This window comes from Pseudomonas sp. S1_E05 (assembly GCF_056337105.1).
Genome location: NZ_JBFRHM010000001.1, coordinates 4,958,102 through 4,970,333, shown reverse-complemented (window position 1 = coordinate 4,970,333; position 12,232 = coordinate 4,958,102). Strand labels below are relative to the sequence as shown.

Sequence of the window (12,232 nt, the reverse complement as noted above, 5' to 3'; positions counted from 1 at the left end):
ATGGGTTTGATTCGAGCTTAGCCTTGTTCATTTTTTTACACAACACCCCCGTAAAAAATACAACACGGCCCGCTCAAGCCCGCAGTCGGCTAAGTGTCGGAAGGCATAAAAACGCCCCAAATAGCCACAAAAAAGCCCCGCGAGCGCTTTTTTAGGGCAAAAAAGGCCTTGCTTGACTTCGGCATGCCGTTCGGGTTGACTGGAATCTGAAGAGATCAATGATTGATATTTTTAACAACAAAGGTGTTGCATCATGTCGGTACCCCCGCGTGCCGTTCAGCTTAACGAAGCGAACGTGTTCCTTAAGGAACATCCTGAGGTTCTGTACGTTGACCTTCTGATTGCGGATATGAATGGTGTGGTGCGCGGCAAGCGCATCGAACGCACCAGTCTCCACAAGGTTTACGAGAAAGGCATCAACCTGCCGGCCTCACTATTTGCCCTGGATATCAACGGCTCGACGGTGGAAAGTACCGGTCTGGGCCTGGACATCGGTGATGCTGACCGAATCTGTTATCCAATCCCCGATACCCTGTGCAATGAACCCTGGCAAAAGCGCCCGACCGCGCAATTGCTGATGACCATGCACGAACTTGAAGGTGAACCTTTCTTCGCCGACCCGCGCGAAGTTTTGCGACAAGTTGTTACCAAGTTTGACGAGCTGGGCCTGACCATCTGCGCCGCCTTCGAACTGGAGTTCTACCTGATCGACCAGGAGAACGTGAACGGTCGCCCGCAACCTCCCCGCTCGCCGATCTCGGGCAAACGCCCGCACTCCACACAGGTCTACCTGATCGACGACCTCGACGAATACGTCGACTGCCTCCAGGACATCCTCGAAGGTGCGAAGGAACAAGGCATCCCGGCCGACGCCATCGTCAAGGAAAGTGCCCCGGCGCAATTCGAAGTGAACCTGCACCATGTGGCTGACCCGATCAAGGCCTGCGACTACGCGGTGCTCCTCAAGCGTCTGATCAAGAACATCGCCTACGACCATGAAATGGACACCACCTTCATGGCCAAGCCTTACCCGGGCCAGGCAGGTAACGGTTTGCACGTTCACATTTCGATTCTGGACCGAGACGGCAAAAACATTTTTGCCAGCGAGGATCCCGAGCAGAACGCCGCGCTGCGTCACGCGATCGGCGGTGTGCTCGAGACCCTGCCCGCGCAGATGGCTTTCCTCTGCCCGAACGTGAACTCGTACCGTCGTTTCGGCGCCCAATTCTATGTGCCGAACTCGCCATGCTGGGGTCTGGATAACCGTACCGTAGCGATCCGCGTACCTACGGGCTCTTCGGATGCTGTGCGCATCGAACACCGCGTCGCGGGCGCCGACGCCAACCCGTACCTGCTGATGGCCTCGGTTCTGGCGGGCGTGCACCACGGCTTGACCAACAAGATCGAGCCAAATGCCCCCGTCGAGGGCAACAGCTACGAGCAGAACGAGCAGAGCCTGCCGAACAACCTGCGTGATGCATTGCGTGAGCTGGACGACAGCGAAGTCATGGCCAAGTACATCGATCCGAAATACATCGATATCTTCGTGGCCTGCAAGGAAAGTGAGCTGGAGGAGTTCGAACACTCCATCTCCGACCTTGAGTACAACTGGTATCTGCATACCGTTTAAGCGGTTGCTGCAATGAAAGAACGCCGTTGGCTGAATCAGCCAACGGCGTTTTTTTATGGCCGCCTGCGGCGGATCGCGAGCAGGCTCGCGATGGCGCCCGGCAGACAACACAGAAGCCTGCTCGTACAATGCCCGCTGTCCCGCAGGAGAGCCCGATGACACGCGCAGCCACCCCCCGCAAACCCCGCGCAGCCAGCCAGGCGCGCATTGATTCGATTCTCGATGCCGCCCGCACGCTGCTGGCCACCGAGGGCGTGGCCAGCTTGTCGATCTACAGCGTTGCCGAGCGGGCCGAGATTCCACCCTCCTCGGTCTACCACTTCTTCGCCAGCGTGCCGGCCCTGCTCGAAGCGCTGACGGCCGACGTCCACGCCGCCTTCCGCGCCTGCCTGCAAGCCCCCATCGACCACGCGGCACTCAACGACTGGCGCGACCTGTCGCGGGTGGTGGAACAGCGGATGCTGGAGATCTACGACGCAGACGCCGCCGCCCGCCAGCTGATCCTCGCCCAGCACGGCTTGACCGAGGTCACCCAGGCCGACCGCCAGCACGACATCGAACTCGGCGACCTGATGCACAAGCTGTTCGACCGTCACTTCGAGTTGCCGAAGCTGCCGGGCGATGTCGATGTGTTCGCATTGGCCATGGAGCTGGGCGACCGCGTTTACGCCCGCTCAGTGCAGCAGCATGGGCAGATCACCGCGCGTATGGCGGAGGAAGGGATGCGGGTGTTCGATGCGTATCTGGGGCTTTATCTGCCGCCTTATCTGCCCAAGCGAGCTGCTTGGGGCTGAGGAATTTGTTGCCTGTGCGGGCCTCTTCGCGGGCAAGCCCGCTCCCACAGTAGACCGCGTAGATCCTGTGGGAGCGAGACCGGCTTGCCGGCGATGGGCGCACCGTCGAAACAATTGATGCAATCACAACTTCGCGATCGATACCTCGGTGGACTTCACGAACGCGATGACTTCGCTGCCCACCACCAGCTCCAACTCCTTCACCGAGCGGGTGGTGATCACAGAGGTCACGATGCCGGAAGCCGTCTGAACGTCGATTTCCGAGAGCACGTCGCCGAGAACGATTTCCTTGATGGTGCCTTTGAACTGGTTACGTACGTTGATGGCTTTGATAGTCATATTTATTTCTCCAGGAGTCGAAATGAGCTGCAAGTGCCAAGCTTCAAGCTGCAAGTAAAAGCAAAGTGCTCTTGCTTGCCGCTTGTGGCTGGAAGCTTGTAGCTGTCTTCATTGCGCCCAACGCAGTTGCGTAGGCAAGGGTGAAACGGGTTCCGGTTCCGGCGGTTCGCCGGGCAGTGACAGCACACGGTTGAGGACTTCGGTTTCCAGCGCCGCCAGCCGATGGGAGCCACGAACCCGAGGGCGCGGCAGTTCCACCTGCAGGTCAAGGCCGACTTCGCCTTCTTCGATCAGGATGACCCGATCGGCAATGGCCACCGCTTCGCTGACGTCATGGGTCACCAGCAACACGGTAAAGCCGTGCTGTTGCCAGAGCCGTTCGATCAGCTGCTGCATTTCAATTCGGGTCAGGGCATCCAGCGCGCCCAACGGCTCATCGAGCAGCAGCAGGCGCGGTTGGTGGATCAGCGCACGCGCCAGGGCCACCCGCTGCTTCTGGCCTCCGGACAGTGCCGCCGGCCATTCATTGGCACGATCGGCCAGGCCCACCGACTCCAGCGCTTGTAACGCCTGCGGCCGCCAATCGCCGCTGAGCCCGAGACCGACGTTATCGATGATCTTTTTCCATGGCAGCAGGCGCGCTTCCTGGAACATCAATCGCGTGTCTTCCCGCGCATCGCTCAGCGGCGCAGCACCGGCGAGCAATTGGCCGCCCGTGGGCTTGTCCAGACCGGCGAGCAAACGCAGCAAGGTACTTTTGCCGCAACCGCTACGCCCCACTACGGCAACGAACTGTCCGGCCGGAATGTGCAGGTCGATCTCGCGCAATACCTGCCGCGAGCCGAAGGTTTTTTGCAGTTTGCGCACCACCAGCGGAATCCCGCGCAGCAGGCGTGGAGGTTGTTGAGCCGTCATGCAGCACCTCCCTTGGCGACTTGATAGGCCGGATGCCAGCGCAGCCACACACGTTCAAGCCCACGGGCCGCGAGGTCGGCGAGTTTGCCGAGCACCGCGTACATCAGAATCGCCAGCACCACGACGTCGGTCTGCAGGAACTCCCGGGCATTCATCGCCAGGTAGCCGATGCCGGAGCTGGCCGAGATGGTTTCGGCAACGATCAGGGTCAACCACATGAAGCCCAGGGCAAAGCGCACACCGACCAGGATCGAAGGCAGCGCCCCCGGCAGGATCACCTGGCGAAACAGGCTGAAGCCGGACAGTCCGTAGCTGCGCGCCATTTCCACCAATGCCGGATCGACATTGCGGATACCGTGATAGGTGTTGAGGTAGATCGGGAACAGCGTGCCCAACGCCACCAGGAAAATCTTCGCCGACTCATCGATACCGAACCACAGGATGACCAAGGGAATCAGCGCCAGGTGCGGCACGTTGCGGATCATCTGCACCGAGCTGTCGAGCAGGCGCTCACCCCATTTCGACAGGCCTGTGATGAAGCCCAACGCCAGGCCGATACCGCCGCCGATAGAGAAGCCAAGGGCCGCGCGCCAGCCACTGATCGCCAGGTGCGTCCAGATTTCACCACTGCTCACCAAGCTCACACCGGCCTCGATCACCGCGATGGGCGCCGGCAGGATCCGCGTCGACAGCCAGCCCGCCGACACCGACAACTGCCACACCGCCACCAGCAAGACCGGCAACGCCCAGGGCGCCAGGTTGTGAATAATTTTCTTCATCGTCCGCCTCAGCTCGGCAGCGCAGCGCTGGGCAGATAACCGCAGTCAACGGCGCGAGCGCCAGCGGTGGTGCCAAGGTCATGGACGTTGCCGCGTGTTGCCAGGTACCAGAAAAAACTGAGGCTCATGGAGTGGTCTCCTTGGGGAATTCTAATTACTGCGCCTTGGCGACGGCGGCCGGTGGCGTCCAGATCACGTCCTTGATACTCAAGGGTTTGGGGATCAACTTGAGCTGGTAGAAGCTGTCGGCGATTTTCTGCTGGGCGGCGACCACTTCAGGGGTGAGGAACAGCGCACCGTAGCCCTGGCGCTTCACCGAAGTCAGGGTGATATCGGCGGGCAGGCCCAACAGTGGCGCAACCTGCTTGGTCACGTCCTCGGGATTGGCCTTGGACCATTCGCCCACGCCGCGCACTTCCTCCACGAGGGTCTTGATCACCTCAGGGTTTTTCTCGGCGTACGGTTTGGTGGCCAGGTAAAACTGGTGGTTGTCGACGATACCCTGGCCATCGCGCAGGGTGTGCGCTTGCAGTTGCTGTTCGGCCGCGGCCTGATACGGGTCCCAGATCACCCAGGCATCGACACTGCCACGCTCGAACGCGGCGCGGGCATTCTGCCGGCGGCAGGAACACGGTCTGGATATCGCTGTACTTGAGGCCGGCATCTTCCAGCGCGCGGACCAGAAGGTAGTGCACGTTGGAGCCTTTGTTGAGTGCGACTTTCTTGCCTTTGAGGTCCTTCACCGATTTGATCGTTGAGTCCTTGGGCACCAGGATCGCTTCGCTGTGGGGCGCCGGTGGCTCGTAGGCGACGTAGAGCAGATCGGCGCCGGCAGCCTGGGCAAACACGGGCGGCGTTTCGCCAGTGACGCCAAAGTCGATGGAGCCGACGTTCAGGCCCTCAAGCAGTTGCGGGCCGCCTGGAAACTCGGTCCATTGCACGTCCACGCCTTGAGCGGCAAGACGCTTTTCCAATGTGCCCTTGGCCTTGAGCAGCACCAGGGTGCCGTACTTCTGATAACCGATTCGAAGGGTCTCGGCCTGAGCTTGAGTAATGGCGCCGAAGGACACAGCCGCAACAAACAGAGCGACCAGACCACGACGCAAAATGACAGTGCGCATAGCGCTCTCCTTTTTGCAGTGAGGTTGTGGCTGCACCTGCTTGGCCGTTGACGGCTGAGTAAGGTGAGTACATCAAATTCAGGGTGTGGCTTAAATGCTCCAGCGAGCAGTCAGCAGACGATCACTCAACAGGCCCGGATCGAGCGGCTTGGGCCGTCTCGTCATAGCGCTTAAAAACAGTTCCAGCGACTCGTTCAATCGGTGTTCCAACTCAGGCGCCAGTTGCGCCGCGGCACTGCCTTCGCCATAGGCAATCTGGCTGTCGACAGCGAAAATCCCCTGGAGCAATTCATCGGCCTTCAATGCCGACAACACCGGTTTGAGGGCGTAATCCACCGCCAGCATGTGAGCGATGCTGCCGCCGGTGGCCATGGGCAACACCACCTTGTGCGCCAGTGCGCGCTCCGGCAGCAGGTCCAGCACGGTTTTCAACGCACCGGAGAACGATGCCTTGTACACCGGGGTGGCGATCAGCAGGCCTTCGGCGTTTTCGATCTGTTGCAACAGATCGATCACTTTCGGACTGTCGAACCGTGCATGCAGCAAGTCTTCGGCCGGGAAGTCCCGCACGCCGTAACTCACCACTTCCACACCCTGCTCTTGCAACCAGCGTTGGGAGCGCTCCAGCAACACCCCGGAACGAGAGCGTTGACTTGGGCTGCCACCGAGTGAGACGACCAGCATTCACATGATTCCTTGAACGGTGCAGGCGATTCGCAGTGTGCGATCTCGCTTCGATGGAGAGACCTTAACAGGTGATTCATATATCTATAAATCATATTTATTCATTTGGTTATTCCATAAGGCGATATACAAGAACATAAAAAAAGGCCGTCGAAACGGCCTGAAAATCCCCTGCGTTGTATTCAAGAACACACGACCCCTGTAGGAGCGAGCATGCTCGCGATGGTCGTTAACGATAACGCTGGCTGTCTGGAATCCCACGGCGCCTGACAGGCCATCGCGAGCATGCTCGCTCCTACAAGGACGGCGTGCGGCTCAGCGGTTCGGCTGCGGCGTGAGGCGCAGGTAGGGCTTCACGGCGCGATAACCTTTGGGGAAGCGCTGCTTGAGCTCTTCTTCATCCTTGAGCGATGGCACGATCACGACTTCGTCGCCGTCCTGCCAGTTGGCCGGGGTTGCCACCTTGTGATTATCGGTGAGTTGCAGCGAGTCGATCACTCGCAGGATTTCATTGAAGTTGCGACCCGTGCTCGCCGGGTAGGTGATGGTCAGCCGCACCTTCTTGTTCGGGTCGATCACGAACAGCGAACGCACGGTAGAGGGTATCGCTGGCGTTGGGGTGGATCAGGTCGTACAGGTCCGAGACCTTGCGGTCGGCGTCGGCCAGGATCGGGAAGTTGACGACGGTGTCCTGGGTTTCGTTGATATCACCGATCCACTTGTGGTGAGAGTCCACCGGGTCGACGGACAAGGCGATGGCCTTGACACCGCGCTTGGTGAACTCGTCCTTGAGCTTGGCGGTAAAGCCCAACTCAGTGGTGCACACCGGAGTGAAGTCCGCCGGATGGGAAAACAGCACGCCCCAACTGTCGCCCAGCCATTCATGGAAACGGATGGTTCCGGCACTGGAATCCTGCTCGAAATCGGGGGCGATGTCGCCGAGTCTGATGCTCATGGTGGGCTCCTGATGAGTGAGGTACAGAACTCAACTGTAGACCGTATTTGGGATCTAATAAAAAGAATAAATAAAGACATTATTAGATCATTAATGAATATTAAAGATCTGTTCACTGGACCTGCCCCGACATCACGACGACTATCGCGCTCGAGGTTCGAGAAGGCCTTGAGTTGCTGTAAGAGAGGGATTTCAGCGCGGGATTACGGGGGTGACTCCGCGCTGAAATGCAAAAGCCCCGCCCGGCGTGATGCCGGGCGGGGCTTTTTTTCAGCGGTTACGCGAGCGCTATTACAACAGCGGGATCGAGTAGCTGAGGATCAGGCGGTTTTCGTCCTGGTCGCGCTGGTTGGCGATGTCGGTGCGCCACGAGGCGTTTTTCCACATGAAGCCCAAGTTTTTCAGCGGGCCTTCAGGGATGACATACGCTACGGTCAAATCGCGTTCCCACTCGGAAGCGCCATTGGACGTCTGAACACGGCCAGCGTTGTAGGTATCAACGTTGTCGCCACGCAGGTAAACCATGCCAGCGGTCAGGCCAGGCACGCCAACCTTGGCGAAGTCATACGAGTAGCGTGCTTGCCAGGTGCGCTCGCCGGCACGGTTGAACTTCTGGATCTGCATGTCGGTGATGGTGTAGTTCGAAGAACCGTCACCCTGGTTCAGCCAAGGGAAGTCGCTGCTGCCGTTGCTGACCTGATAACCGCCGCCGAAGGTGTGGCCGGCAACGGAGTACAGGAACAGGCCGCTGTACAAGTTGTTGTCCACCTTACCTTTGCCGTTGGCCGCGTGGCTGTAGGCACCGGTGCTGAAGTACGCTGGGTCGTGACCGTTTGCGCCATCATCAGAGCTGTTGAAGTAGCGGAAGTCAGACTTCAGCACGCCTGGACCGATTGCCCAGTTGTGCACCAGACCCAGGAAGTGTTGCTTGTAGAAGTTTTCCAGATTGCCGTAGTAGTACTGGGCGGTCAGGTCCTTGGTGAGCTTGTAGTCACCACCGGCGTAGATGAACTTGTTGCTGTCACGGAAAGTCGTGCCACGGGTGTTGGCGCCCGAGATGCTCAGTTGTTCATTGTTGCTGGAGTTACGACCTTTGGCGTGTTCGATCTGGCCACCGACCAGAGTCAGGTCTTTGATGTCGCCGGAAGTGATCTGGCCACCCTGCCAGGTTTGTGGCAGCAGGCGACCGTCGTTGGTCACGATGACCGGGTTCTTCGGCTGCAGAGTACCCAGCTTCAGTTCGGTCTGGGAGATCTTGGCTTTGGCAGTCAGACCCAGGCTGGAGAAGTTATCAACTGCTTGGCCATTAGACTCGCTCGGGAACACGGTACCACCGTACGCGGCGCCAGGGCTGCCGTTAGCGGTAACGTTACCGTTGGTGCCACCGCCCGAATCCAGACGTACGCCCAGCAGGCCGATGGCGTCGATACCGAAGCCGACGGTGCCTTGGGTGTAACCGGAAGTGAAACGCAGATCGAAGCCTTGGCCCCATTCTTCGTTGCGGCTTGGTTCGGCAGTACCGTTACGGTTGTCGGTATTGATGTAGAAGTTACGCAGACCCAGAGTGGCCTTGCTGTCTTCGATGAAACCGGCGGCGCCTGCCTGCTGCGCCATAACCCCTACGGCCACGGCCAGGGCCAAGGTGGACTTGTTCATTGTTTCGCTCCTCTACGTTTCTAATTCTTGTGTTCCTGGTCCTGGGTCGTGTGCCCGGGATCCTAAGATGCGCGATTAGCGCCGGACCGTGACTTACAAGTCAATCGTAACCATGTGTGTCTACGACCAAGGTCTAATCGCCGTGATGTTTGTTCCTTTCAGGGTAATGATTTATTTATAAACCTAAAAAGAATTGTTTCATCAGTTTTCATGCCATTCAGGAATATGACTCTGTGCGCTTTGCCTGAACCGGACACAGCATATCGGCACCGGAGCTAATCTCTAAATAGTATTTATCTGTCTATTTTTAGATCGATTCGCTTTTGAACCACGCGGTTAACGTCAATTGGTATCAAAATAGCGACGCCTTCATGGCGAAGCGCGCATGATCCCTGCCAAATGTTACAGTTTGTGTATCGCTCGAAATAGATTTTCAATCCGAGCCAAACCCTTCTCCCGGTCGACTTTACGAGAGAAGCGTTGGCGAAAAATTGATCAGAGTCGCTTTTTTGCAGTTATCCCAAAGGAGTAGCTGGGAAGGTTCCCACCCGTGGCGTGGGAACCTGCCGATCAAAGCGCTTTTTCGAAGATCTTCGAGTTGCGCTGGTAGTTGTACAGCGACGCCCGCGCCGATGGCAGACGCTCGACGCTGCTGGGCGCAAAGCCACGTTCGCGAAACCAGTGTGCCGTGCGTGTGGTGAGGACGAACAGCGTTTTCAAGCCCTTTGCCCGGGCGCGGGTTTCGATGCGTTCGAGCAGTTCGTCGCCACGGCCACCGTGGCGGTACTCCGGGTTCACCGCCAGGCACGCCAGCTCCCCGGCATCGGAATCGGCAATCTGGTACAGCGCCGCACAAGCGATGATCATGCCTTCGCGCTCGACCACACTGAACTGCTCGATCTCGCGCTCCAGTACTTCGCGTGAGCGGCGTACCAGGATCCCCTGCTCTTCCAGCGGACTGATCAATTCCAACAAACCGCCGACGTCCTCGATCGCCGCCTCGCGCACGACTTCGAATTGCTCCTGCGCCACCAGCGTACCGCCACCGTCGCGGGTGAACAGCTCGGTCAACAGCGCGCCGTCTTCGGCGTAACTGACAATGTGGCTGCGGGCCACGCCGCCCCGGCAGGCTTCGGCCGCCGCATCCAGCAGCTCGGCCTGGTAGTTGCTGCCCAGGCGTTGCAAATGCGCCGGCACCTGCTGCGGACGCAGTTCGCGGACCAGGCGACCGTTCTCGTCAAGCAGGCCTTGTTCCTCGCCAAACAGCAGCAATTTGTCGGCGCCCAGGTCGATGGCCGCGCGCGTGGCGACGTCTTCGCAGGCGAGGTTGAAGGTTTCACCGGTGGGCGAATAACCCAGCGGCGACAGCAGCACGATGGAACGCTCGTCCAGCAGGCGATTGATGCCTTTGCGGTCGACCCGGCGCACTTCGCCGGTGTGGTGATAATCGACGCCTTCAAGGACGCCGATCGGCCGTGCCGTCACCAGGTTGCCGCTGGCCACGCGCAAGCGCGAACCCTGCATCGGCGACGATGCCATGTCCATCGACAGCCGTGCCTCGATGGCGATGCGCAGTTGGCCGACCGCATCCATCACACACTCAAGTGTCGCCGCATCCGTGATGCGCATGCCGTGGTGATAATGCGGAGTCAGGCCGCGTGCGGCCAGGCGCGCTTCGATCTGCGGACGGGAACCGTGAACCAGCACCAGACGCACGCCGAGGCTGTGCAGCAGCACCAGGTCGTGGACGATATTGCCGAAGTTGGGGTGTTCGACACCGTCGCCGGGCAGCATGACGACAAAGGTGCAGTCGCGGTGGGCATTGATATAAGGAGAAGCATGACGAAGCCAATTAACGTAGTCGGGCATGAACCTGGGGCCTGTAATAAAGAGCAGCCAAAAAAATGGGCGAAACACAAAACGCACAACGGGCTGATGGTTATCGTCGGAACAGGCTTGGCGACACGCGCGTTCTCCTCATGAATACGGGGTTTAACCTCATTAATTTAATTCGCCCCCCCTGTAGGAGCGAGCATGCTCGCGATGGAGGCTAACGATGACGCTGTCAGCCTGACACCCAGCGGTGCCTGACAGCCCATCGCGAGCTTGCTCGCTCCTACAGAGGTTGCGGTGTTCACCCGGCCGAAGCCGGCGTCAGGCAGTAATGCTCAATCAACTGACGTAATAGATGCACCGTAGGCTGCAAACGTGACATTTCGAGGTATTCCCCCGGCTGGTGCGCACAAGCGATATCGCCCGGGCCCAGTACCACGGTTTCACAGCCAAGACGCTGAAGATAAGGCGCTTCGGTGCCAAACGCTACCGCTTCGGCACTGTGACCGGTGAGCTTTTCGGCAATTCGCACCAGTTCGCCCTCTTCGGCCTGTTCAAACGAAGGCACTTCGGGGAACAGCGGCGCGTAATCGATCTTGACCTGATGCCGCTCGGCAACCGGCTTGAGTCGCTGCAAGATCTCGGCGCGCAGGGCTTTGGGGTCCATACCCGGAAGCGGTCGCAGGTCGAACTCAAGTGAACACTGGCCACAGATCCGATTGGGATTGTCGCCGCCATGAATGCAACCGAAATTCAGGGTCGGAGTCGGCACACCAAACTGCGGATTGCGAAACTCGCGCTGCCACAACAGGCGCAGCCCGCGCAGTTCGCCGATGGCATCGTGCATGGCTTCCAGGGCGCTGTGCCCCAGACGCGGGTCCGAGGAATGGCCGCTCTGCCCTAGGATATCGATGCGCTCCATCATGATGCCCTTGTGCATGCGGATCGGCTTGAGCCCGGTCGGCTCGCCAATAACCGCCGCACGTCCCAGCGGCCGCCCGGCTTCGGCCAAGGCACGCGCACCGGACATCGAGCTTTCTTCATCGCAGGTGGCCAGGATCAGCAACGGTTGCTTGAAAGGCTGATCGAGCAAGGGGATGACCGCTTCGATGATCAAGGCAAAAAAACCCTTCATGTCGCAGCTGCCCAGACCAATCCAGCGCCCGTCGACTTCTGTCAGTTTCAACGGATCGGTCTGCCATAACGCGCCGTCGAACGGCACCGTATCACTATGCCCGGCCAGCACCAGGCCGCCCGGGCCGGAGCCGAAACTGGCCAGCAGGTTGAACTTGCCTGGGCTGACCTGCTGGATATCGCAGGCAAAACCCAGGTCGCCGAGCCATGTCGCCAGCAGATCGATCACCGGGCGGTTGCTCTGATCGAGGCTCGCCTGGGTGCAACTGACCGATGGCGTGGCAATCAGCGCAGCGAACTGATCTTTCATGGATGGCAAAGGCATCGCTGACTCCAATTCGCGGATTGAGGTCCATCATAAAACCATCCGGCGACAGGAATAAACCGTCGGC

At 59.3% G+C, this 12,232-nt stretch carries 9 protein-coding genes and 3 pseudogenes; 2 read left to right on the top strand and 10 right to left on the bottom strand.

The window, feature by feature from the left end; translation table 11 throughout:
• Window positions 1-253 precede the first annotated feature (253 nt).
• Complete coding sequence (locus AB4N33_RS22920) at window positions 254-1,630, top strand: glutamine synthetase family protein (protein ID WP_460119884.1); 1,377 nt, start codon at window positions 254-256, stop codon at window positions 1,628-1,630.
• Between the two features lie 155 nt (window positions 1,631-1,785).
• Window positions 1,786-2,424 (top strand): TetR/AcrR family transcriptional regulator, encoded by a 639-nt coding sequence (locus AB4N33_RS22915; protein ID WP_476458296.1) that lies wholly within the window; start codon window positions 1,786-1,788, stop codon window positions 2,422-2,424.
• Window positions 2,425-2,547: 123 nt separating this feature from the next.
• Here the strand turns inward: AB4N33_RS22915 and AB4N33_RS22910 are convergent, their stop codons facing one another.
• The 10 genes and pseudogenes from AB4N33_RS22910 to argE all read right to left on the bottom strand — a co-directional run bounded on the left by AB4N33_RS22910 (window position 2,548) and on the right by argE (window position 12,165).
• Window positions 2,548-2,763: a TOBE domain-containing protein gene (locus AB4N33_RS22910; protein ID WP_205890466.1), complete on the bottom strand. Its 216-nt coding sequence runs from the start codon at window positions 2,761-2,763 to the stop codon at window positions 2,548-2,550.
• Between the two features lie 108 nt (window positions 2,764-2,871).
• Window positions 2,872-3,678 (bottom strand): aliphatic sulfonates ABC transporter ATP-binding protein, encoded by an 807-nt coding sequence (ssuB, locus tag AB4N33_RS22905; protein WP_460119880.1) that lies wholly within the window; start codon window positions 3,676-3,678, stop codon window positions 2,872-2,874.
• Window positions 3,675-4,457, bottom strand: coding sequence for an aliphatic sulfonate ABC transporter permease SsuC (gene ssuC / locus AB4N33_RS22900; protein WP_476458295.1), 783 nt, complete (start codon window positions 4,455-4,457; stop codon window positions 3,675-3,677). The genes ssuB and ssuC overlap by 4 nt, the downstream gene beginning before the upstream one ends.
• Before the next feature lie 20 nt (window positions 4,458-4,477).
• Window positions 4,478-4,585 (bottom strand): annotated as a pseudogene (locus AB4N33_RS22895) (hypothetical protein); the annotation flags it as partial.
• Window positions 4,586-4,611: 26 nt separating this feature from the next.
• Window positions 4,612-5,578 (bottom strand): annotated as a pseudogene (locus AB4N33_RS22890) (sulfonate ABC transporter substrate-binding protein).
• Between the two features lie 90 nt (window positions 5,579-5,668).
• Window positions 5,669-6,262: an NADPH-dependent FMN reductase gene (gene ssuE, locus AB4N33_RS22885; protein ID WP_476458294.1), complete on the bottom strand. Its 594-nt coding sequence runs from the start codon at window positions 6,260-6,262 to the stop codon at window positions 5,669-5,671.
• Window positions 6,263-6,577: 315 nt separating this feature from the next.
• Window positions 6,578-7,217: pseudogene (locus AB4N33_RS22880) on the bottom strand (peroxiredoxin).
• A gap of 291 nt (window positions 7,218-7,508) precedes the next feature.
• Window positions 7,509-8,873 carry an OprD family porin gene (locus AB4N33_RS22875; RefSeq protein ID WP_476458293.1) on the bottom strand — a complete coding sequence of 455 codons (1,365 nt, stop codon included), beginning with the start codon at window positions 8,871-8,873 and terminating at the stop codon, window positions 7,509-7,511.
• A 570-nt stretch (window positions 8,874-9,443) separates the two neighbouring features.
• The gene (gene argA / locus AB4N33_RS22870) at window positions 9,444-10,742 is read right to left on the bottom strand and encodes an amino-acid N-acetyltransferase (protein ID WP_460119868.1); all 1,299 of its coding nucleotides are present in this window, start codon (window positions 10,740-10,742) and stop codon (window positions 9,444-9,446) included.
• 265 nt (window positions 10,743-11,007) lie between these two features.
• Window positions 11,008-12,165, bottom strand: a complete 1,158-nt coding sequence (gene argE / locus AB4N33_RS22865) for an acetylornithine deacetylase (protein WP_476458292.1) — start codon at window positions 12,163-12,165, stop codon at window positions 11,008-11,010.
• Window positions 12,166-12,232: the final 67 nt, after the last annotated feature.

Bases quoted from the DNA above. Each gene is read 5' to 3' on its own strand.
- AB4N33_RS22910 (WP_205890466.1), bottom strand. From the start codon at position 2,763: ATGACTATCAAAGCCATCAACGTACGTAACCAGTTCAAAGGCACCATC.
- argE (WP_476458292.1), bottom strand. From the start codon at position 12,165: ATGCCTTTGCCATCCATGAAAGATCAGTTCGCTGCGCTGATTGCCACG.
- ssuB (WP_460119880.1), bottom strand. From the start codon at position 3,678: ATGACGGCTCAACAACCTCCACGCCTGCTGCGCGGGATTCCGCTGGTG.
- ssuC (WP_476458295.1), bottom strand. From the start codon at position 4,457: ATGAAGAAAATTATTCACAACCTGGCGCCCTGGGCGTTGCCGGTCTTG.
- AB4N33_RS22875 (WP_476458293.1), bottom strand. From the start codon at position 8,873: ATGAACAAGTCCACCTTGGCCCTGGCCGTGGCCGTAGGGGTTATGGCG.
- argA (WP_460119868.1), bottom strand. From the start codon at position 10,742: ATGCCCGACTACGTTAATTGGCTTCGTCATGCTTCTCCTTATATCAAT.
- ssuE (WP_476458294.1), bottom strand. From the start codon at position 6,262: ATGCTGGTCGTCTCACTCGGTGGCAGCCCAAGTCAACGCTCTCGTTCC.
- AB4N33_RS22920 (WP_460119884.1), top strand. From the start codon at position 254: ATGTCGGTACCCCCGCGTGCCGTTCAGCTTAACGAAGCGAACGTGTTC.
- AB4N33_RS22915 (WP_476458296.1), top strand. From the start codon at position 1,786: ATGACACGCGCAGCCACCCCCCGCAAACCCCGCGCAGCCAGCCAGGCG.